The sequence below is a fragment of the Bacillus multifaciens genome (assembly GCF_030756675.1).
GTDB classification, from domain to species: Bacteria; Bacillota; Bacilli; order Bacillales; family Bacillaceae_G; genus Bacillus_A; species Bacillus_A multifaciens.
This window is the reverse complement of the sequence record NZ_JAVBXD010000009.1, coordinates 60,587-83,574: the sequence shown is the minus strand read 5'-3', so window position 1 is coordinate 83,574 and position 22,988 is coordinate 60,587. Positions and strand designations below refer to the sequence as shown.

The following is a 22,988-nucleotide window of genomic DNA, read 5'->3' as shown; positions in this document are numbered from 1 at the left end:
CTTGTTCAAATAAAAAAATTATGGAGGAAAAAAGCATGGTAGCTAAACAGTCTATTCTTCAAGTACAGGGCCTAGAGAAAAATTATGAAACAGAAGCAGGAATCATTCCTATTTTAAAAGGAATTGATATACAAATTTACCGCGGAGAAGTGGTTAGTATTATAGGTCCTAGCGGTAGTGGGAAGTCTACATTACTTGGTTTACTAGGTTCTTTAGATATTCCAAGTGAAGGGCATATTATCATCGGAAATGAGGATATTACATCACTGTCTGAAGAAAATTTAGCAGATTTTCGTGCGAAAAAAATTGGTTTTGTTTTTCAATCCTATAATTTAGTGACAACAATGACGGCCGAGGAAAATGTAATGATGGCGCTTATGTGTGCCGGGATGAAGAATCGAAAGGAAATGATCCAAAAGGCAAGAGAGATGCTTGATCTTGTTGGGATGAAAGAACGTTATCATCATTTACCAAGTCAGCTGTCAGGAGGTCAGCAGCAGCGCGTGGCAATTGCCCGTGCATTAGTAAACAATCCCGCTATTGTTATTGCGGATGAACCTACCGGTAATTTAGATACGAAAACAGGACAAACTATTTTGGACTTAATCTTTCAACTACGTGATCAATTCAACATGACTTTTATTATTGCTACACATGATTCTTACGTAGCAAAGATTTCAGATCGTATTTTACAAATAGAAGATGGACTGTTAATTAAAGAAGGTGAAACAACGTCATGTTATTAAAATCGGCATTACGTAGTTTAGTGCGAAATCGTTTGAGAACCTTCTTTACTGTGCTTAGTATTGTAGTTGGAGTAGCTAGCTTTTTCTCAATGTCAATGTTAGTCGAATTAGTTCCTCGTTCTATTCACGAATCTTCTAAAATTCTTCTAGGAGGAGACGTAGCTATTCAATCCTACTTAAACCCTGTTAATCGTGATACATTGATTTCTTCTATTCCTAAAGAAGGACAAAAAGCACTTACAACCTCTTTATTAGGCCAGAGTATGGTGAAATCTGATAAAAAAACAACAAGTTTAATAATAAAGGGAATAGAACCGAAGCAATATCCGCTGTATGGAGATAAACAGTTTCCTAACGTTCGCAATTTACAAAAAAATGAAGTGCTTCTATCAAAAAGTACTGGGGATCGTTTACAAGTGAAAGTCGGAGATAAAGTGGAGATCCCGAATCGTTCTACTGGAGAAATGTCTTCTTATAAAATTCGTGGTTTCGTTGAAGGGGTTCAAGAATCTTACGGCGATGCTTCTATCTTTGGAACAGCTTATCTGCATTTAGATCAAGCTCAAAAGCTCTTACATGTACCAGCAAATACAGTTAATGAAGCTTTAATTGGATTGAATGATAACGTTAACGTCTCTACTTTTAAAAGTAAAATGCAAGAACAATTACCGCAAAGCAGTGTAATTGACATTCGTGATAAAGAATTAGAAAAACAAAAAGATTTGCATATGTTACTTCCATTTCTTCAACTATTTAGTGTATTAGCTCTTGGAATCGCAGCAATCACAACTTCAAATACAATGAAAGTAATCATTGCCACGCGCACACATGATATCGCTGTTATGAAATCGGTAGGAATGAAAACACGGTCTATCGTACGATATTTTTTGCTAGAAGCATTTTGGTTAGCGATCCTTGGAACAGCTGGTGGCATTGGAATTGGGCTATTAGCTAGTGTATGGCTCACCTCATATTTATCAAGTGTACTTTCTTTACCTCTTACGTGGGGGATGTCATGGTCTGTTATTGGTACTACAATCATCGTCGGATTTGTCGTAACCTTTTTAGCATCATGGATACCAGTAAAAAGTGGAATGCGTGTGTCACCTCTTCAAATGTTACGAGATACAGAGAATACTAGTGTTAATTATTCGTTACCTTTTAGGAAAAATTTTCAACTTTTTCTTTTAGTTTGTGGTATTCTTTCTGTTTATGTTTACAAAATAGCATTTACAGCCAATGCAAATGGTAGTGTGTTTAAATGGCTCCTTGCTTTCATGCTTACAACTGGTATTGTGTTATGTGTGGTTGCTTTCGTTCGTTTGATTGGATTTATATACGCTTTATTATTCCGAATGATTGGCGCTTTGAAAAACAGGGTCCCACAAAGTCTTTTTCTTGCCCTGCATAATATAGCTGCTACGAATAAACGAAATGGATTATTAGCAGTTACCTTAACGATAGGCGTCGTTTCTGTAGTTTCCAGTCACGTATTTGCTGATAATTTAATTGAATCTGTGCAAGGACAATTAGAAAAAGAGGTAATGGGAAATCTCCTTATTACAAGTTCAGTTAACGATGAAGAAAAAGTGGAAAAGCAAATTCAATCGATGAAGGAAATAAAGGCATGGAAAAAAGGTTATCAACTAGATGGAAGGATTCAAAATATTAACGGTGAAGAAGCGGCAACTAAATTCAGCCAAAAAGTAAAAGAAGATAAATTTTTTAGTTCAACTAAAATTTCAGTAGAAGGCATAGATACCGCTCTTACTTCTAAAGCATATACCATATCTGAAGGTCGCGATTTAACATCGGCGGATGCAGGAGGGAAAAAAGCAATCCTGTTGGATAGTTATAAAAAGCTTGGGGTAAAAACAGGTGATACAGTTGATATTCAAATAGGAAATGAATTAGTGAATTGTGAAATTGTCGGCTTCTTTCAATCAGGTATTGTAAAAACGGTGGGTATTCGTATTCCAACAAAAACATTAGCTACATATGGAAAGCCGAATCGCATTACCTATTCATTAGATAGCGATCCAAAACAAACGAATACGATTCTAACAGAGTTAAATAATAAACTTCCTAATTCAGCAATGGCCTATTCGATTGCTGCTACAGCAATCGATAGTCTACAATACATCATTCATATGCAAAGTACTTTCTTTTCTATCGTAGCGTTATTTGCATTTTTAACTGCTGTTCTGACAATTGGAAATCAAGTGGTCATTCGCTTACTTCAACAAACGCGGGATGTAGCGATTATCAAGACAGTAGGTATGTCTTCCGGTAATTTAATGAAGTCCATTTTATTAGAAAACACCATCATTTCCTTATCAGCCGGATTAGTCGGGGCTGGAGTTGCTTTAGCTTTTTCAGGTGTTGTTTTGCGATTCTTATTCCAAATGCCAATGAAAATTGATGTAACTTGGTCTGTTTTAGGTATACTGTTATCTGTTAGCACAACAGCAATTGTTGTCTGGATTGCAGCAAAACAATCGTTATCAGCTAAGCCGATACATCTACTGCAAAGTAAATAGAAGTATATAACGAATGAAAAAACGTAGTTTGATGAAAAAATCAAACTACGTTTTTTCTGTTCATTAAGCAACTATATTTTTCAATCTCTCTTCTTGTTAACTTAATATGAATTCACCAGAATATTTAAGGGAGTGACAGTCCATATTATAATTGTTAACCGAAAAGGGGGTTTATAATGATGAACAAACAACGTGCACAACAAATTGCAGCTTCACCAGTTATGGCGAATGTAACTTATAACGGGGTTCAAATCTATATTCAAAATGTAGATGAAGCGAGCGAAACAGCAAGAATTTACTCTCTAAGCGAACCGGATAATGAACAAGAGGTATCTGTATCTAGCCTAATTGAGCATTAAATAAAAAATTTTGATAGCTCTAGTTTTAGAATTAAATCTGATTTTTTATAAAAGGAGTGAAATTCTGTATTGATTATGCAGGATTTCACTCTTTTTATTGTTATAAGAAGATAACTAAGTTAATGTAATAGAAAATCTCAGGATGTTAACGCTTGTATCGTGTTAGCGCCCAAAATGGAAAATCTAACTCTATGGATGGTATAATTGTAAAAGAATACAAGCTAGTACTGATTATAAAACTCCTCAAGCAATAGAGGATTAAGCTAAATTTCAATTTTTTTACTCAGGAATTTACACAGATAGGTTATAGCCTAAAAGGGGAGAAAGTAATGAATAAGATGGAAAAGAGTAATAATACATTAGATAATATCGTAACGTTATATATTACTAGACACGGGAAAACAATGTTAAATGCTAGTGGACGTGTGCAAGGCTGGGCGGATTCTCCATTAGTAGAAACGGGTGTTGAAGTAGCCAAAAATTTAGGACATGGCTTAAAAGATATTCATTTTGTTGATGCTTATAGTAGTGATAGTGGGCGTGCAATTGAAACTGTTAACTTAGTATTAAAATATAGTGAGCAATCAACGTTAAAACTTGAACAAAGGAAAGACTTACGCGAATTAAATTTCGGGATTTTTGAAGGTGATAAAAATGAAAATATGCAAAAAATGATCGGGGTTGTTGCTGGTGTGAAATCAGCAGATGAATTAATGAGGTTCTCTATTGAAGAAATTGTGAATTTCATTGCAGCAGCAGACGATACAAATCAAGCTGAAGATTGGAAAACCTTTTCAACCCGTATAAAAAGAGAGCTTGATAAAATTAGTGAAGAGACTGCTCAAAATGGAGGAGGTAACGTTTTAGTTGTCTCTCATGGCATTACAATCACAGCATTAGTAGACATGATTGATTGTAGTAAAATAAAACTTGGACTAGAAAATGCAAGTGTAACTAAAGTTTTCTATAAAGATGGGAAGTATACAATCGAATCTGTTGGAGATATGAGTTATGTTGAAAAAGGTAAAGAAAGTGCAAGAGTATAAAGTAATAGAATGAGAAGAAGGCAGATTTCTTACGAGAGTAAGAGACTGTTTTTTTCTTGCTGCTGATAAGCGGGATCCTGTCAACAACGTGGAATGCTGACAGGATTCCACTGTCATTAAGACTGACTATGTTAATTACAAAGAACCTCTCATAAAAGATTGAGAGGTTACTTTTTTCTAGTAAAGATTTCTTAGATAAAGAATGATGAACTATATAGAGTATCAATTGGAAAGAGCGGGGGTCTTTCCAATTGGGTTACGTACAATAATGGAACTAGATCATATAGAGTTAATTATTAAAATGGTTGAAATGGAAGTGAAGTAACTCCTAGCTATTATGACAGCTAGATTAATAGAAGGAATACCCGAAAGTGAAAAACATGATTTATATAAACAAGTGCTTTCTTTTATTTGAGATGAAATTAAAAAATTTTATTAGAATTTAAAGTAAAACATTTAAGATTTCCCCTATAACTTTCTCAAGTAATTTCAAATAAAATTCCAAGGGGTTTTTACAGTTTATGGCGAATTTATGTGGTGGAAAATGGAAAAGGGGGAGTTTTTATGAAAAAGTTTGTAAAACAGACTGCAAAATGGGTAACAGCTTCGACATTTATGGCTGGTATATTATTTCCTTCTGGACTTACTATAAGTGCTTTGGAAAAGGATTCCCCTGTAAAAGGAGCATACCATCCAGCAGTTACATCTCCTGTTCACCTGAAGACACCATTTCAGTCGCAATTTATGAACAAGCAAGGACAAGATATATTTGGTCCAGCAAATCCAAACTATAAAATGAACGTTTACTATAATTCTATCAATCACACTATTCAAGGAAAAATGACAGTCACTTTTACGAACAATACTCGTACGCAGCTGAACGAACTTTATTTTAACTTGTGGGGAAACGCAGAAACATCTAAAGAAAATGGCGGAAGTATGTCTGTTTCTAATGTAAAAATAAATGGGAAAACAGCAAAATTTGCTGTGGATAGTACTGCACTGCATATTTCATCTGTTCAAATTCCTAATAATCAAAAATCTACTGTATCGATGGATTTTGTAGTTCATGTACCGGAACAACAAGATCGTTTTGGTTGGAACAAAAACACAGTCTCGCTTGGAAACTGGTTCCCAATTCTAGCAGTATACGATAAAGAGGGCTGGAATGTAGATGCTTATTTTCCATATGGAGAATCTTTTTATTCTTTAACTGGAGATTTTGATGTAACACTTACGACTGATAAAGAACAGGTCATTGCAACGACAGGAACGGAAGTGGGACAACCACATATTTCAGGAAATTTAGCAACGCATCATTATAAAGCCAAACAAGTTCGTGATTTTGCAATAGAAATGGATCCAGGTTACAAAGTAAAACAAAAGAAAGTAAATAATGTAAATATTAATGTGTATTATACAGATGAACAAGCAAAATATGCTGATTCTATGCTTGAGGCAGGGGTTGAGAGCATCAAGCTGTTCAGTAACCGTTTTGGAGAGTATCCATGGCCAGAACTAGATATCGTTGGCATGGAAGGCTGGTTTGGTGGAATGGAATATCCACAATTAACGATGATTAGTATCGCTAAAAATCCTTCTCAAGAATGGGTTAAAAATGTTACTGCGCATGAAATTGGACATCAATGGTTTTACGGCATTATTGGAAATAATGAGCACGATGAAGCGTGGCTTGACGAATCATTTGCTAGTTTTGCAGCTGCGCTCTACAGTAAAGAACTTGATCAACTAAAGGCAGAACCTGTTGGAGACTATCATCTTTCGTATCCTGTTTCAACATTTGCTGAACGTGCTGCAGAAGGCGGGATTGAAGCATATTATAGAATGATTTATGGTTACGGTTCAAGAACAGTTAATGATCTTCGTCTTGAACTTGGCGATGAAGTCTTTTACAAAGCGATGAAAGATTACTTTAATGAAAAGAAGTTTGGTGTGAGTACGACAAAAGATTTTATCCAAATTATGGAGAAATCAACCGGAAGAGATTTGGAAAATTTCTTTGCGTCACATAGAATATTTGTTTCTGATCAAGAATAAACGTATAAATAAACCTGTCGTGAATCGAATTAGGCAGGTTTTTATGTTTAATCTTTACACTTAATTTTACATAACTTACTATAAATTAGTTGTTTTTTAACTCTTTTGTTTCCTTAAGTTTTCAAATCATCATGGATAAAAGTTCAATCATCGACAAAAAAGTCTTAATGTAATTCGGAAGACCGTCGATTCATTACAGAATAATTTGTGTGAGTGAAGTTCACATTATAATTAGTAAAAGAAAAAGAGGTTAGAATCATGAATACACAACGTGCAAAAGAGACTGTCGCTTCATCAGTTATGGCTAATGGTTCAAATCTATATTCAAAATGTAGATGAAAATATTGAAACAACGAGAATCTATCCTCTTAATGAACTAAATAACGAACAAGAGATTCCATTATCTAGCTTAATAGAGTATTAATTGCTTAAATGTTTTCTCGATAAAAACAGCTGCCGGAAAAATTTTGACAGCTGCTTTTTATTGTCTCAAATCCTATACATTGATTTTGAATTAACTATTTTCTACAACAATATCTCCCTTGAATTTTGTCGAATAAAGAAGGAAAAGGAGCCTATGGAAAGAAAATAAATAGATGGTGTATAAAAGATTAATGAAAGTAGGACTAACTAATGAAAGGAAAAATTGGAGCAGGAAATACAGCAGGGGTCTACTTGTGGGAAGAAAGAGAAATATGGCAGCAAGATTAATAGAAGGAATACCTGAAGGTGAGAAAGACGATTTATATAAGCAAGTCATTTCTCTTCTGTAAACTCCGATAAAAAATTTATGAAGGGAGGTCACAATCTGATATGTGGTATACATTATCTGAACCATGGAAAGAATGCTTCAATCAAGCATGGTTATCGTATTGTAACGGTTCATTTCCTATTGGTGCTGTAATTGTAGATGGAAGTGGGAATATCATTTCAAAAGGTAGAAATACAGTTTACAAGATGGAAGCAATACCAAATGAAATATGTAATAACAAAATTGCTCACGCAGAAATCAATGCAATATTAAAAATAAACAATTTAGAAACAAACGCATCGCGTAAGGAATGTGAACTGTATTCTACAATGGAACCGTGCCCTTTATGTTTTGGTGCTATTGTTATGTCTGGAATCACAAATATTCACTATGCCGCGAGAGATAAGGTGGTCGGAGCAACCAATTTGAAAGATGCAAATACTTATTTACAAGGGAAAAATATGAAGGTTTCAGGTCCGTATAAAGAACTTGAAATCGTCCAATTTGTTCTGAAGACAGATTTTGTATTGCGGAGAGGACATGCTGTAGACCGATTACTACAAACGTGGGAGCAAGATTGTCCGGTGGGTATTACGATAGGGCGAAAATGGTATGAGTTAAATAAGTTAGTACAAGCGAAACAAGAAAAGACAGATATTTCAATTATTATAGATGAAATTATAAGTGAAGTAGAAGTTTTAAAGAAAGAGGTGGAAGAAAAGAATGGATGTAAATTTTGAAGAAAGAAAATATACTTTTGATGATATTGTCGAAGAATATGAGAAAATAAGACCAACATATCCCAAGGAACTTTTTCAAGATTTGTTTATGTATGCAAATATTGAGAAGGAAGAGCGAATTCTTGAGATTGGTTGTGGTACAGGTAAAGCAACGGAAGGACTTGTCGGATTAGGATATAAGCAGATTGATTGTATTGAGCTAGGAGAACGATTAGCTCAATTTACAGCTTCTAAATTTCGAAATGAGAATGGGATACACGTGTATCAAGGGAATTTTGAAACCTGGGATCGGCAGGATGATTCATACTCACTTGCAGTTTCAGCAACAGCGTTTCATTTTATTAATCCTGAAATTGGTTATCCAAAAGTAGCAAATTCGCTGCATAAACATGGGACAATGGCCTTCTTTTGGACATATCATATACAACCTTGTGCAGATGTTTTTCGAGAGATTGGAGATTGCTATGAAAAGTATGCGCCGCATTTACATCCTAACAAATTACCAACACCAGAAGAACTAATTGAAGAACGTAAAAACCTTACAATGCAGCATGATTTGTTTCAAGATTTAGTTGTTAAAACCTATAAATGGACTGATACATATACAAGTGATGATTACATTGCATTATTACATACGCAATCTGCCCATCATTTGCTTTCACAAGAGGTAAAAGAAAAATTGTTTCATAGTATTCAAAACGTCATTGAAAAACATGGTGGGAAAATTGAAAAACCACAGTTTGTTGCGTTGTATTTAGCACGAAAAAAATGATAAGTGATTTATTACAATACATTTTTCAGCAATGAATCTACACAAGGGGGATTTTTGATGAGTAATTTTGAATGCAAAATGTTAACGATGTGTATGGTGCAAGATGGGGACAAAGTTCTACTTATGAATCGTCCAGATCGTTTAGGTTTTCCTGGGTACATTGCTCCTGGTGGAAAAGTCGACTTTCCAGAAAGTATTGTAGATGGAGCGATCCGAGAAGTACGTGAAGAAACAGGTTTAATGGTAAAAGATATCATCTTTAAAGGAATCACCGAGTTTTGTGAGCCAAACACAAAGTTACGATATATGGTATTTAATTATTTGGCAACATCTTTTGAAGGAAAGCTACTTGAGGATCCGCCTGAAGGAGAGTTAGTATGGGTAGATCAAAAAGATGCATTAAATTTACCGATGCAAGATTGGTTTAGAAAAAGGTTTCCACTATTCTTTGAACCGGGAACATTTGAGTGGCATTCAGTATGGGATAAAGAGCGTGATGTTGTTTTAAATAGGGTGGAAAAACATTATAAAGAATCAGAGCTACATAAAGTGTAAATGTGTACGCGTTTTTAACAGCTTTGACTCACCACCTGGATTCGATTACTTAGAAGATATAAGCTACTTTGGCAGTTCAGTTATGCAGAGTCTTCGAATACGTTGAAGAATTATTTTAGAAAGGGAGCAAAAACTCATTTTTATAACCTCCCCCCTCTATTTATTTTTTTGAAAAGGATATATTTCCCTGAATATCAAAATACATTATAGAAAAATGTCGAGAGGGGTGTATGAGATGGGTTTTCCTCCTCAACAACAAAGTAAACCTGGAATTGAATCATTAATGAAACCCAGACCAATATTTGATAACCCCAATTACAAACCAGCCGGAAAGCTCATAAATAAGATAGCTCTTATAACTGGTGGGGATAGTGGAATTGGGAGAGCTATTGCTGTAGCCTTCGCGAAAGAGGGTGCTGACATTGCAATCTCATACTTAAATGAGCACAGTGATGCAAAAGAAACAGAGTTCTATGTCAAAAAGTACGGCCGTAGTTGCATTAGTATTCCAGGTGATATTGGAAATGAGCAGCATTGCCAACAAGTTATTATGCGAACGATTCAACAATTTGGTCGTATTGACATTTTGGTGAATAATGCCGGTGTACTATACATAAGGAACAGTCTACTTGATGTAGATTCGAATCAACGAGCAAGCACCTTTCACACAAATGTTTTTTCACAGTTTATGTTATCGAAAGCTGCTTTGCCATACATGAATTCAGGGAGCTCCATAATAAATACAACATCCCTTAGTGCCTATGATGGGGATCAGGATGCAATTGACTACTCGGCATCTAAAGGAGCCATTGTTTCATTTACACGTTCACTGTCATTGTCACTAGCATCGAAAGGGATTCGAGTTAATGGTGTGGCCCCAGGACCAATTTGGACGCCATTAATCCCATCTTCATTACCTCCAGAATGGCTTGCTACATTTGGAGACCATGTTCCTATGAAGCGAGCCGGTCAACCGTTTGAAGTGGCACCTGCTTATGTTTTCCTAGCTTCTGATGATGCCTCTTACATATCCGGGCAAATTCTGCACGTGAATGGCGGAGAAATTGTAAACGGCTAAATACTTATGGGAAACTATGGGAGATACTTGTTAAGTAAATTTTTATTCAGTTAACAGGAGTTTTTAATAGAACATACGTATAAAGTAAAAAACGCTTGGTTTTCCAAGCGTTTTTTCAGGCTGTGGAGAAAGCCTTCTCCACAGCCTGTTTTTGTGTCTGAACATCTTTTTATCTGTCAACACTGATAAAAAAGATGCAAAGGAGCGATGCCCCATGATGGGAGCGCTGAAAAATCATCGTGATGAGCGCGTAACAATTTCTGTAGAAGAGTTAGTTCCGCAAGACCATTTCCTTCGTGCCATTGAGGCAACAATCGATTTTCATTTTATTGAAGAAAAATTACGTCCTTATTATTGTGAAAACAATGGAAGACCGTCGATTCATCCAATTGTTTTATTCAAGATGATGTTTATCGGTTATTTTTACGGAATTCGATCTGAACGCCAATTAGAAAAAGAAATTAAAATGAACGTTGCTTATCGTTGGTTTTTAGGATTTTCTTTATCTGATACTGTACCAGATCATTCCACAATAAGCTGGAATCGTCGGACTCGTTTTATTCATACGAATATTTTTGAAGAAATCTTTGATGAAATTGTACGTCAAGCTACGGAACAGCGCATGGTAAGTGGTCGTGCATTGATGACAGATTCTACTCATATTAAAGCGAATGCCAATAAAAATAAGTTTATTCATAAAGTAAAACAAGAAAAACCTAAATCTTATATAGAAGAATTAGAAGAGGCTGTCACACAAGATCGTGAGGATCATGGAAAAAAGCTTTAAAGCCCAAAAAGGAAGGTGTCGCCGACAAAGATAAAATCCGTGAAAGTACAACAGATCCAGACAGTGGTTTTTTAATGAGAGATGGAAAACCAAATGGATTTCACTATTTAGATCATCGAACAGTTGATGCGAAATACAATATCATTACGGATACATATATTACGCCTGGAAATGTGGCAGATTCCGAGGTGTATTTGGCACGTCTTCAAGCTCAAGTTCAAAAGTTTCAATTCCAAGTAGAAGCGGTGGCACTGGATGCAGGGTATTTTACGGGACATATCTGTAAGAAATTATTAGAGCAAAATATTTTCATGGTGATGGGATATCGGCGATTTGGCAATCAAAATAAAGAAGTACCAAGACGATTATTTCACTATGTTTCTGAAAGGGATGTATTTACATGTCCAAAGGGATGTATTATGAAGTATGCGACAACAGATCGAGAAGGATATCGTCATTATAAAGCGGACAAAAAGGATTGTGCAGTATGTCCTTTACGTTCAGATTGCTTTTCAGCTACTCAAAAAAGTCGAGAGATTACGCGTCATATTTGGGAAGAGTATAAAGATATTGCACGAGAATACAAGCGAACGAAAACAGGAAAACGATTATATAAAGTACGCTGTTCTACAATTGAGCGGAGTTTTGCCGATGCAAAAGAACTACATGGCTATCGATACGCTCGGTTCCGAGGGATGAAGTCTGTCCAAATACAGGCATATCTCACCGCAGCCTGCCAAAACATGAAAAAAATAGCCCTTCATCTGACCAGAAAGGGTCAGTTGAAGGGCTGTTTTTCTTATTTTTTATTGTTTCGTACAATTTTTTTATACATAGTTACAATAAAGGTCATCAGAGGTTGGGAAACCCAAAGGGTTTCCCAACACTCTGAGCCTAAAGGTTAAACCTTTAGGCTTTCTCTCGTTTATTCCGCTTCCGTAAATTTCCCATATTGACGCTTATGCATCCAAGTTAATGTACCAATCGTTCCTAGTGATAACAGAACAATGAAGAGCATTAAAATACCTCCGTTTTGCCACATGTAACTGAAGTCTCCACTTGAAATAACTGCTTTAAATCCTGATACAGAATATGTCATTGGGAACCATGCGTTAAAGATTTGCAGCGGTTTCGGAATTAACTCAAGTGGGAATGTACCTGCACTTGTTGTTAATTGTAAAATCAATGTCAAGATCGCAACAAAGCGTCCTGCATCGCCGAAAGTCGTTACTAAAAATTGAACTAACGCAATAAACGATAAGCTTGTAATAATACTAAACAATATGAAGTATGGAACACTTTGCACTTCAACACCTAACCAGAACAGTAAGACTGCGTCTGCCACAAGTGCTTGAATGATACCAACTGCAAGTAGTACACCAAACTTACTAATAAACCAGCTAAACCCTGATTTCGGTATACCAACTGTTTCGCGTAATGGGAACACAATAGATAATAACAATGCCCCAACGAATAAACCAAGAGATAAGAAGTACGGTGTAAAGCCTGTTCCGTAGTTTGGAACTTCTGATACTTTCTCAGTTTTCACTTTCACCGGACTCGCGAACATATCATATTTATTCTCGTCGCCTTTTGTTTCGCTTGTTTTCTCAGCACCTTCGCCAAGTTTTGTTGCTAGTTCTTTGGATCCGTCTGTGATTTTTCCAGAACCGTCTTTTAAACTAGTTAGCCCACTTTGGAAATCTCCTTTTGGATCTACGAATTGTCCTAGGCCACCTGTTATTTGTTGTGATCCATTTAATAACTTACCTAAATTCGTTTGTAATTCTCCTTTTGGATCTACAAATTGACCTAAACCGCCTGTGACTTGTTGTGAGCCCGCATATAAAGCATTTACTCCGTTTGCTAGTGGGCCTGCACTGCTTGCTAGTTCGTTTAGACCGCCTGTGATTTGCCCTGATCCATTTGCCAATTGATTTAAACCTGTTTGGAATTTTCCTTTTGAATCTACTAACTGGCCTATTCCTCCTGTAACCTGTCCTGATCCATTCTCCACCTTACCTAAAACATCCGCTACTTGATTTGCTCCAGCAGATAACTGATCCAAGCCAGTTGTTGTTTTAGTAGAGAGTTGACCTAAACCATCACTTATAGTACTTATACCAGTTGTTGCTTCTTTTAATTTATCACCGAAAGTTTGGAAGTTTGCTACAAATGCTTGCTGTCCTTCTACTAATTTATTTGTACCTTTTACAAGCTGTTGTTGACCATCTTTCAATGCACCAACACCATCTTGTAATAAAACTTGTTTCTCATGAATAGCTTTTGTACCACCAGCAACTTGTTCCGTACCAGTTGCAACGCCTTCACTACCCTCGACAAGTTTTTGAACAGTTGGTGCCAATTTTTGTTTATATTCCTCTGGTAATCCATTGATTTGCTGTTGTAACTGCGCTAAGCCGTCCGCAACTTCTTTAGCCCCTCCTGCAGTTTTCTGAGCAATACCACTTATTTGCTCAGACCCTTTTGTTAGCTCAGGTAACTTACTTTGCATATCCGTTACACCGGCTAACGATTTTTTCAAACCATCATTTGTGCCCTGAATACCTTTTTGTACTTCTGTTGCTCCAGCAGCTAATTTTTCTTGACCACCTTGAAGTTGACCAAGACCATTTGCTACCTTCTTAGAACCTCCAGAAAGAGTATTAAGCCCCAGCTGGAAGTCTCCTTTTGGATCTACTAACTGACCTAAGCCCCCCGCAATTTGCTGAGAACCGCTTGTTAATTTCCCTAAAACACCTGTGACTTGTTGTGAGCCACTCAATAACTTGCCTAAATTCGATTGTAATTCACCTTTTGGATCTACAAATTGACCTAAACCACCTGTAATTTGTTGTGAACCATTCAATAACTGATTCACCCCACCTGGCATGCCACTTACTTTACTATTTAACTCGCCTAAGCCATTTGTAATTTGATTAGAACCAGTTGCTAATTGACCCAATCCATTTTGGAATTTTCCTTTTGAATCTATTAACTGACCTAAGCCGCCTGTCAGTTCACCAGAACCAGTTGCTAACTTATTCAATCCATCATTAGCTTTCCCAGATAATTCACCTAAGCCATTTGTGATTTTCCCTGATCCATCATGTAGCTGACCAGCTCCATCACTCGCATCAGCAAAGCCTTTCGATACATCCTTTAACGAATCAAACATTGTCTCCGCATATGTTTTTGTTACGGAAGCTGCTACTTCGCCTTTAATTTTTTCAATGGCTGATCCACCGATTTGTGAGGATAAGAAGTTTAAGCTTTCATTTGGAATGTACTCTAGTTTTGATTTTTTCGGGTTTGCATCCAACAATGTTGTTGTATTTTTCGAGAAGTCACTTGGAATGCGAATCGTCATGTAATATTTTCGATCATCCATTCCTTTTTTTGCTGTTTTCTCGCTGACAAACTCCCATTTGAAGCCTTCTTTTTCTTTCAAGTTCTTAACAAGTTCTTTACCGGCTTCAATCGGTTTTCCGTTATACACTACACCTTCATCAAGGTTTACAACTGCAACTGGTAGATCGTCTAATTGATCATATGGATCCCAAAACGCCCATAGAAACATACCAGCGTACAATACTGGAATAAATAAGACCGCAATAATTGGAATTAAGATTTTTTTGCTTTTGATAATCGTAGCAAACTCTTTTCCAAGCAGTTTCCATCCTCGCATTGTTTATCCCTCCTTTTAAATAGTTGACTATATTGTTCATTTAGTCAGTTTTTGTAAAAAAAAGAAGAAAATAACGACCCCTTCATCTTCTCGTATATGTTGCTATTTTCTTGCAATTCTTCATCCATTGACTAATGACCACATTATTCAATTGGTCACATTTAATAATAATAAGAGGATTATCTCATTTTGACAATCCCTTTAATAAATATAATTCAAAAAGTTCAGCGATATGCTCTTTTTCTAATGGTTCATGATGTTTTTCCCAATCAAAAATAAGAGATATATACAGACGAACCATGATAAATGCTGTAATTTCTGGATCACATTCCATAATTTCGCCTTTGGCAATGGCTTCTTCAAGACGCAATTTAATAAACGTAATAACTGTAGAATCCAGTTGTTTCATCACTTCTTGCACTTCTTTTGTTCCCATATCTCGCTCTTCTTGAATGAGCTTAATCATGAGCTGATGGTCTTTTCGAAACTCTAAAATACTGTATAAAGCACGATGTACGTTTTCAAAAAATGGTTCATTTGAATCAATTGCTAGTTCGGCTACTTGCCTCATTTCTGCAATTAAATTAGAAATAATTTCACCAAATAACTCTTCCTTATTTTTGAAAAACGTATAAATTGTCCCTTTTCCAACATTGGCTAGCTTTGCAACTTGATCCATCGTTGTTGCTTTATAACCAAATGCAGAAAAAGATTTTGTTGCTGCTTCAATAATTGCTCGTTTTCGATCGACTGCCACGTTTCCACCCCCCAAAAAATGACCATTCGAACAGTCTGGTCATATAGTACGTTTATGATATTACCATAGCTTACCAATGTTTTCAAGTTTTATTTTTTGATTCCATTGTAGCAAAATGTGACAATGAAGGGAAAAACAAGAGATATTCTGCATAGGGATATTGAAACTACTACTCACTTTTATATAATAATTATTATAACATTGCTTTTTAGAAAGGAAGAAAAAATGAAAAAAATTATCCCCACACTATGTATAGCTGGAGTGACTTTAACTATTTTAGGTGCATTCCCACAAAATAGCTATGCACACATTGATCAAATTGATTTATCTGAGAATGATCCCATTGCTGAAAAATGGTCTGCAGAGGCTCCGTATCATACTGATAAAAGTACACATTTATGGATCGCCAAGCAAGCCATTGAAATTATGAAAATAGAAGCTAACGTCGAATCAAATAAACTAGCTGTAGACTTCTTAAATTTCCCCCAATATAAAGATTTATTTTCTAAAGGATTATATGATGCCGATTATAACTCAGAATTTAACGATGGCGGGCTAGGAATCGGCGGAATTTTCAAAGGCGGATGGAAGTCCCACTTTTACGATCCTGACACCCACAAAAATTATAGAGGCGAAACAAATCCAACTGCTCTAACACAAGGAACGAAATACTTTTATGAATCTGGTGAGTATTTTCGAAATAAAGACTATGAAAAAGCTTTCTATTATTTAGGAGTAGCGACGCACTACTTTACAGATGCTACACAACCTATGCATGCAACAAATTTCACAGCAATTGATACAAGGGCTATCAAATATCATAGCTACTTCGAAAATTATGTTACAACCATTCAAGATCAATTTGCAGTTCATTCTGGTGGAAATTATAACACTTCTTTAACTAAACCTGAAGAATGGATTGATTATGCTGCACGAATAGCTAAACATGAAATTGAGAATATCGCACGCGATAAAATATTTGAATATTACAATAATATCAAGGCGCAATTATGGCAAGAGACGGTTACCCCAGCTGTGCAGCGAAGTTTAGGAGAAGCGCAGCGCAACACTGCAGGTTTCTTAAATTTTTGGTTTAAAACTTTTGCGAAAAACGAGACTGCTCCAAGTATAGAGACTGCATTAATCTATGACACAGAAGGAGATGTTATAGAGGCAGGGAAAAACTATTATATCGTCCCAAGTGAATCCCCTTATCAAGGTTTAACATTTGAATGGTACATGGCAAATCGTTACGATTATGTCTTACTTGCAAATAAAAACAACAATGCACCATCTGGTACACCTATCGAATTTGTATTTTACAAAGATCATGATGCAAAATTGCACCATGGTGAGAGCGTATATCTTCGCATGAAGCACTCCAATTATGATCAATATCAATATTTAAATTGGTCTAAGTATTCTAGTTGGATTCACCTTGCTCAAAAATCTGATAGTTTAGCTGATTTTAAAATTCAAATTAACCCGAATAACCCTACAGAATATAATATTTTTACAGATGGTTATCCATTAAATTATGAAAATATAAATGCAGAGAAAAGTTGGATCGTACTAGGTAAAAAAACGCAAATGCCTAGTTCGTGGAAGTTTGTACCTTGTAGATAAATGAATGAAAGGAGAAAGTATTAACCTTCTCCTTTCTTATAACTACTATAATATCATTTATCTTTAACAGCTTTTACTTTAACAATTACACTGATTACCCAGATTCCCACACTTATAACAAAGGCAATAGACCAAACAGGAAACTTATAAAAATCAAATGCGAACAAAAATACAAATACCACTAAAAACAGGAGTATCGTATCAATCGCATTCACCATTTTTTTCATAACAGACAATGAAAGAAAAGCCTGAAAATTATTTTTTATTTAGAAGCTGGTGAAGGTTTCTTTTAGCCCTTCTTTCATTTTTCACCTCCTCTGTTCTTACTTATCCCATTATACGTTCTATAAGATGGAAAATAACCCTGCTCCTTTGATAAAATTCGGATTATTCTTATATCAAAGCAAAAAGAAACACACTCGTTCTCCATATAAACGAGTGTGTTTTTCACATAACAGACATTACAATTCAGTTTTCTTTCTTACGAAGCCTTCTTCAAATCAATTTGCGCAAGCACTGGATCATGATCACTCATGCGTCCATTCTCTTCCATAATGTTTGAGTTTAAATGAACTGGATCAACAATTGTGTGCGGTGCGATATTATTCGTTACGAAAATATGGTCTAATGCTTGTGCGTTCCCATCATGAATATATGTGTAACGATTTTCTTGTGGAACTGTTTCAAGCATTTCTTTCATAATGTCGCCTTTTAATGCTTGCATTGGTTTTGAGAATTCAAAGTCATTCATATCGCCTACTACAACAACTGGTGCGTTTGCATGTCGCCCTTGGATGCCTTTTACAAAACCATTTACTTCCTCAGCAAGCTGCACGCGTCTTGCTTCACTTTTTAATACAAGCGGCTGGATTTTTCCAAACGGCGATGCATCTCCTAATTTAGAGTTTAAGTGATTAGAAATGACAACGATATTTTGTCCTTGGAATGTAAATTCAGCAGCTAACGGTTTACGTGTATCGTCAAATAATGCATTATTTTCTCCAATTCGGACAACATTTTTCTCAAGTAAAACTGGTTTTTGTGCTAATTTCACGCGGGACGGATTATAGAAGAAACCAACGCGAATATTCGCTCCTGGTGCACCGCCATCCTTATTATTTTCTGGTGCAATTTCTACATATTCATACTTTGGTCCGCGAATTTCTTGAATGGCATCGATTAAACGCTGCGCACTAAGTTTTGCGTCTGTTGTACCATCATTAACTGTTCCATTGTTATCTTGCATTTCTTGCACACCAATAATATCTGGCATTTTTAAATTGTATTTAATAGCGTAAGCAAGACGTCTTACTTTCTCATCTGATGTTTCTTTTTTATTTGCTGAGAAGTTCTCAATGTTATATGTTGCAACTGTTAGTTTATCAAGGCGCGGTTGAATATTAGCGCCAAGTTGTTTAAATCCGCCGTCTTGCAGAGCCGGAAAATCTCCAATTGGTGAAATGCGATAGTTTCCGTAATCATAGCCAACGGTACCTGTTACATCTCCAAGAAGTTGATCCCCTGCTTTTGCGACATAGTTACGCGCTACTTTAATAGAAAGGCGCTCTGGATTTGCATTGTCAGCTTGCAAAAGCGGCGTTCCAAATTTCGTCGTTACTTTTTGGCTGCCATTTGCAGTTGTTACATACAAGTTCCCATTCTTTTGCGGTCCAATAACTTTTGGCTGTGGCACTTTTACAAGCATACCTTCTAGGCTTTCATAAAAGTCAATTGCATCTTCTGTTGGATCGAAAATGCCAAATCCATCATTATCAATAATTGCGTCCGGTATTTTCACACCGTTTTCTCCTAATACAACTGCTTTAGGTAATGTTTGATTACTCTCATTTACGATAACAAGCTTTGCTTTAATTTCTGTAATTGATAAATCTGTATCAAAACGGTCTGCGTATCCTGCTCCGATAAATTCCTCTACTTGTCCATCAACAGAAACCGAATCGCCGACTTTTACGCCGCCGTCTTTTTTATAAACATAAATTCCTTCTGATGTAGCTGGATCTTCATCAGGCTGCGGATCTTGCATATAAAATCCAGATTTATCTACTTGTGTGACAATACCAGTAACAGCTTTCACGTCTTTTCCCTTGTAAGGAGAAATATGAGATTTCCCTTGAATATCGTGAATACGAACCGGTTCATTTTTTATCATGGTATACGAGAATGTCGAGGTAGCGGAATTTTCAAATCCCTCTTTCACGGCAATCGCTTTAATTACACTATTTTCATTCAGTATAATTCGTTCATTATAACGAATGCTTTGAGTCGTTGGATTTGATCCATCTAACGTATAATAGATCGTCGCACCTTCTGTTACAGTGGATAATGTTACTGCTGTTCCTTTTTCTACTTCGCCCCCGTTTGGACTAGCAATGACATCACTTACTTTCTGCGTTTCTTTATCTTGAAACACATAATTTGTAACAGATTTTAACCCTGGACTGCTAAAATAACTATCTAGCGTACCTGTTAGACGAACCTTTTTCCCCATATTTTCTGGGTGATCCTTTACATTCACTGCTTTGCGAACTTCACCTATCGGCAGCTGAACAGGCATAATTTTATCAGCGTTCACTTCATCTGGAGAAGCGGCAATTGCAACGTTTGTATCACCAAACTTTGCTGGATCTTTCGTATATTTTCCTGGATTTTGTGTGTATCCAACAATATATCCCTCTACTACTGCTGGTTTTTTGCCTTGCTGCTGAAACAATTGAATTGCTTCATCAACAGTTAATACTTGTTCTTGTTCGGCCTTCGCTACAACATCTGATACTAGTACAACGAATACAAGTGAAAAAAAGATAATTGCTAGCTTTTTCAAAGAAAATCCTCCCCCTAAATATTTTTCCTATTCCCTAGCATGTCTATCATAGCAGAGTTCTATATAAAGAACATTATATTTATATAAATTTACAAAAAATTTAACATACTTCCAAAAGAATTTCCCTTCCTCAAGGAATGATAAGGAGGGGTTATTCACTTTCCTACACGTTGAACATTAGCCAAAGGTCTTTATATTCTATAACACCGATAAAAAAAGAGACTGACCAGAAATCATTTCGGTCAGCCCTCCTCTTATTACGCCATTAACTCTTTTTGATTCGTTTGTTCTAAATAAGACAATACGTATTTTACAGCTGCTTCACCTTGATCGATACAATCTGGTAATCCAGCACCGGCATAAGAGCTTCCTGCTAAGTAAATGCCAGGTAGTTCTTCGCTCATGAACTCTTTTAACGTTTTCATGCGCTCTTTATGACCGACCGTATATTGCGGCATCGCATCTTTCCAGCGGCTCACAACCACAAATTCTGGATCAGCTGTTATATCCATTGTCTTTTGCAAATCTTCTAATACGAAGCGAATCATTTCTTCATCTGTTTGTTCCACAATTGCTTCATCGCCGGGGCGCCCAACATAACAGCGCAGGAGTACTTTTCCTTCTGGCGTTGTATGCGGCCATTTTTTATGTGTCCACGTACATGCTGTAATCGTAAAATCACTATTACGTGACACAACAAATCCGGTTCCTTCAATATCGCGCTGAATCGCTTCTTTCGGGAATGCTAATGCTACATTCGCCACTGATGTAGATGGAATGCTGCGGAAGAAGTGAAACTGTTTATATTGAGAGAACATCAATGGCAGCCATTTATGAGATGCTGCCATCACAACTACATCTGCTTCTATTTCTTTTCCATTGCTAAGTGCAATGTTATAGCGGTCATCGATCTTTGTAATCTTTTCGACACGCGTCCCTTTCAAAACTGTTCCATCTTCTAGTCGTTCTTCAATTCCATCAACAATAGATTGTAAACCTGTTTTTAACGTTAAAAAGATTCCTTTTGTTTTTGCCGTTGCATCCTTTTGTTGTTTCGGAGCTAATGTACGCATACCGAGTGAAATGCTGCGATATTTTTGTTCGACTTGATAGAACTGCGGGAACGTAGCCATCAAACTCATTTTATCAATATCACCGGCATAAATACCTGATAACAATGGCTCAATCAAATTTTCAACCACTTCATTGCCTAAACGGCGACGGAAAAATTGACCGAGCGATTGATCTGATACTGGTTTTGAACGAGGCAGCACAAAATCAAATCCTGCACGAATCTTTCCAATAGGAGAAAACAACCCTGAAAATACAAATGGTGTAATTTGTGTTGGAATTCCCATCATTGAACCGCTTGGAATGCTATGCAATCGATTATTCACAAGTACAAACGATTTCCCTGTCGCATTGTTAACAAGTTGATCACCAAGTTGTAATTCACGTGCTAACCTTGCAGCACTCTCTTTTCGTTCGAGGAACGAATCCGGGCCACGTTCAATTGTAAATCCATCTTTTCTAATGGTTTGAATTTTCCCGCCAAGCTTTCCTGATGCTTCAATAAGCATCGTATCAATCGGCAAATTTTGTTCACGAATTTCTTTTTGCAAATAATATGCTGTTGTTAAGCCGGAAATCCCGCCGCCTATAATCACTACCTTCTTTTTCACGACTGCTTCCTTCTTTCTCACTTTATGAAACTGCACTCCACTTTTTCATAACAACATCTGCTAAACAAGAAATAAATGGAGTCTTTGCATTTGGCATTTCTGGACGATAATAGTTCGCTTGAATGTCTTCTGTCACAACTTTGCACTCGATATCATTGTCATATAATACTTCTAAATGATCAGCAACAAAGCCAACAGGTGCGTATACAAAAGATGTGTATCCATATTTCTCATGCAATTCACGTGTTAAGTCCTGTACATCCGGCCCAATCCATGGATCTGGTGTATTACCAGCACTTTGCCAGCCGACTGCATAGTTTTTCACTTCAGCTCCGCGGGCAATATAATCAGCCGTTTCACTCAATTGCTCTGGATACGGGTCGCCCATTGCAATAATTTTCTCTGGTAAACTATGTGCAGATACGATAAGTACCGCTTCTTCACGCTCATCAGCTGTCATCTTTTCATATATTGCTTTCACTTCGTTTACCCAGTAATCAATAAATTTCGGTTCTTTATACCAGCTATCAATACCGTGAATTTGCAAGCCGCCAAGTTTCTCTGCTTCTTCTTGTGCTCGTCCGATATAAGACTTCACGCTGAAAGTAGAGTAATGCGGCGCGAGCACGATCGCAATTGCATCTTCAATTCCGTCTTCGTGCATCTTCTTCACTGCATCTTCAATAAATGGCTCAATATGTTTTAAACCGAGATACATTTTAAATTCCACGTCATCTTGCATTTCATTTAAATACGCTTCTAATTTTGTTGCTTGTTCTAGTGTAATTTTCGCTAGAGGCGAAATTCCGCCAATTGCTTTGTATCGTTCTGTTAAGTCTTCTAACATTTCCGCACTTGGCTTTCTGCCGTGGCGAATGTGTGTATAATAACGTTCAATATCTTCTTCTTTATTCGGCGTTCCATATGCCATTACAAGTAAACCGATTTTCTTCTTCATGCA

16 protein-coding genes and 1 pseudogene are annotated in these 22,988 nt (G+C 36.5%); 12 read left to right on the top strand and 5 right to left on the bottom strand.

Going from position 1 to position 22,988, the window contains the following annotated elements; translation table 11 throughout:
- Nucleotides 1-35: 35 nt before the first annotated feature.
- From Q9306_RS08495 to Q9306_RS08445, 11 genes are all read left to right on the top strand, one after another.
- Nucleotides 36-746, top strand: coding sequence for an ABC transporter ATP-binding protein (locus tag Q9306_RS08495; protein WP_306197239.1), 711 nt, complete (start codon nt 36-38; stop codon nt 744-746).
- Complete coding sequence (locus Q9306_RS08490; protein WP_306197236.1) at nt 737-3,286, top strand: ABC transporter permease; 2,550 nt, start codon at nt 737-739, stop codon at nt 3,284-3,286. Before Q9306_RS08495 ends, Q9306_RS08490 begins: the two co-directional genes overlap by 10 nt.
- Nucleotides 3,287-3,465: 179 nt before the next feature.
- Nucleotides 3,466-3,645: a small acid-soluble spore protein H gene (locus Q9306_RS08485; protein ID WP_306197234.1), complete on the top strand. Its 180-nt coding sequence runs from the start codon at nt 3,466-3,468 to the stop codon at nt 3,643-3,645.
- A 329-nt stretch (nt 3,646-3,974) separates the two neighbouring features.
- Nucleotides 3,975-4,691, top strand: a complete 717-nt coding sequence (locus Q9306_RS08480) for a histidine phosphatase family protein (protein ID WP_306197232.1) — start codon at nt 3,975-3,977, stop codon at nt 4,689-4,691.
- Nucleotides 4,692-5,255: 564 nt separating this feature from the next.
- Nucleotides 5,256-6,749, top strand: coding sequence for a M1 family metallopeptidase (locus Q9306_RS08475; protein ID WP_306197229.1), 1,494 nt, complete (start codon nt 5,256-5,258; stop codon nt 6,747-6,749).
- A 271-nt stretch (nt 6,750-7,020) separates the two neighbouring features.
- Nucleotides 7,021-7,173, top strand: a complete 153-nt coding sequence (locus Q9306_RS08470; protein WP_371932357.1) for a small, acid-soluble spore protein, H family — start codon at nt 7,021-7,023, stop codon at nt 7,171-7,173.
- Nucleotides 7,174-7,562: 389 nt separating this feature from the next.
- Nucleotides 7,563-8,240, top strand: coding sequence for a nucleoside deaminase (locus Q9306_RS08465; protein ID WP_306197227.1), 678 nt, complete (start codon nt 7,563-7,565; stop codon nt 8,238-8,240).
- Nucleotides 8,224-9,012, top strand: a complete 789-nt coding sequence (locus Q9306_RS08460) for a methyltransferase domain-containing protein (protein WP_306197225.1) — start codon at nt 8,224-8,226, stop codon at nt 9,010-9,012. Before Q9306_RS08465 ends, Q9306_RS08460 begins: the two co-directional genes overlap by 17 nt.
- Nucleotides 9,013-9,069: 57 nt before the next feature.
- The gene (locus Q9306_RS08455; protein ID WP_306197223.1) at nt 9,070-9,567 is read left to right on the top strand and encodes an 8-oxo-dGTP diphosphatase; all 498 of its coding nucleotides are present in this window, start codon (nt 9,070-9,072) and stop codon (nt 9,565-9,567) included.
- A 235-nt stretch (nt 9,568-9,802) separates the two neighbouring features.
- Complete coding sequence (locus tag Q9306_RS08450) at nt 9,803-10,645, top strand: SDR family oxidoreductase (protein ID WP_306197221.1); 843 nt, start codon at nt 9,803-9,805, stop codon at nt 10,643-10,645.
- A 214-nt stretch (nt 10,646-10,859) separates the two neighbouring features.
- Nucleotides 10,860-12,337 (top strand): IS1182 family transposase gene (locus tag Q9306_RS08445; protein ID WP_371932356.1). Its coding sequence is split into 2 segments (ribosomal slippage): nt 10,860-11,427 and nt 11,427-12,337, totalling 1,479 coding nucleotides; the frame shifts between segments, so codons are not numbered across the junction.
- A 20-nt stretch (nt 12,338-12,357) separates the two neighbouring features.
- Here the strand turns inward: Q9306_RS08445 and Q9306_RS08440 are convergent.
- Both Q9306_RS08440 and Q9306_RS08435 read right to left on the bottom strand, forming a co-directional pair.
- Nucleotides 12,358-15,120 carry a YhgE/Pip domain-containing protein gene (locus Q9306_RS08440; protein ID WP_306197219.1) on the bottom strand — a complete coding sequence of 921 codons (2,763 nt, stop codon included), beginning with the start codon at nt 15,118-15,120 and terminating at the stop codon, nt 12,358-12,360.
- 184 nt (nt 15,121-15,304) lie between these two features.
- Nucleotides 15,305-15,877 (bottom strand): TetR/AcrR family transcriptional regulator, encoded by a 573-nt coding sequence (locus tag Q9306_RS08435; protein WP_306197217.1) that lies wholly within the window; start codon nt 15,875-15,877, stop codon nt 15,305-15,307.
- A 225-nt stretch (nt 15,878-16,102) separates the two neighbouring features.
- On the opposite strand from Q9306_RS08435, the gene Q9306_RS08430 reads away from it, so the two are divergent.
- Complete coding sequence (locus tag Q9306_RS08430) at nt 16,103-17,503, top strand: zinc dependent phospholipase C family protein (RefSeq protein WP_306197215.1); 1,401 nt, start codon at nt 16,103-16,105, stop codon at nt 17,501-17,503.
- A 481-nt stretch (nt 17,504-17,984) separates the two neighbouring features.
- On the opposite strand, the pseudogene Q9306_RS08425 reads toward Q9306_RS08430, so the two are convergent.
- The 3 genes and pseudogenes from Q9306_RS08425 to hemH form a co-directional block, all read right to left on the bottom strand.
- Nucleotides 17,985-20,252, bottom strand: a pseudogene (locus Q9306_RS08425) (DUF6359 domain-containing protein); the annotation flags it as partial.
- A 350-nt stretch (nt 20,253-20,602) separates the two neighbouring features.
- Complete coding sequence (gene hemY, locus Q9306_RS08420) at nt 20,603-22,027, bottom strand: protoporphyrinogen oxidase (protein WP_306197211.1); 1,425 nt, start codon at nt 22,025-22,027, stop codon at nt 20,603-20,605.
- A 22-nt stretch (nt 22,028-22,049) separates the two neighbouring features.
- Nucleotides 22,050-22,985 carry a ferrochelatase gene (gene hemH, locus Q9306_RS08415; RefSeq protein WP_306197210.1) on the bottom strand — a complete coding sequence of 312 codons (936 nt, stop codon included), beginning with the start codon at nt 22,983-22,985 and terminating at the stop codon, nt 22,050-22,052.
- Nucleotides 22,986-22,988: the final 3 nt, after the last annotated feature.

Coding starts and splice junctions, on each gene's coding strand:
- Q9306_RS08455 (WP_306197223.1), top strand. CDS start 9,070: ATGAGTAATTTTGAATGCAAAATGTTAACGATGTGTATGGTGCAAGAT.
- Q9306_RS08490 (WP_306197236.1), top strand. CDS start 737: ATGTTATTAAAATCGGCATTACGTAGTTTAGTGCGAAATCGTTTGAGA.
- Q9306_RS08430 (WP_306197215.1), top strand. CDS start 16,103: ATGAAAAAAATTATCCCCACACTATGTATAGCTGGAGTGACTTTAACT.
- Q9306_RS08480 (WP_306197232.1), top strand. CDS start 3,975: ATGAATAAGATGGAAAAGAGTAATAATACATTAGATAATATCGTAACG.
- Q9306_RS08440 (WP_306197219.1), bottom strand. CDS start 15,120: ATGCGAGGATGGAAACTGCTTGGAAAAGAGTTTGCTACGATTATCAAA.
- Q9306_RS08465 (WP_306197227.1), top strand. CDS start 7,563: ATGTGGTATACATTATCTGAACCATGGAAAGAATGCTTCAATCAAGCA.
- Q9306_RS08475 (WP_306197229.1), top strand. CDS start 5,256: ATGAAAAAGTTTGTAAAACAGACTGCAAAATGGGTAACAGCTTCGACA.
- Q9306_RS08485 (WP_306197234.1), top strand. CDS start 3,466: ATGAACAAACAACGTGCACAACAAATTGCAGCTTCACCAGTTATGGCG.
- hemH (WP_306197210.1), bottom strand. CDS start 22,985: ATGAAGAAGAAAATCGGTTTACTTGTAATGGCATATGGAACGCCGAAT.
- Q9306_RS08450 (WP_306197221.1), top strand. CDS start 9,803: ATGGGTTTTCCTCCTCAACAACAAAGTAAACCTGGAATTGAATCATTA.
- Q9306_RS08460 (WP_306197225.1), top strand. CDS start 8,224: ATGGATGTAAATTTTGAAGAAAGAAAATATACTTTTGATGATATTGTC.
- Q9306_RS08495 (WP_306197239.1), top strand. CDS start 36: ATGGTAGCTAAACAGTCTATTCTTCAAGTACAGGGCCTAGAGAAAAAT.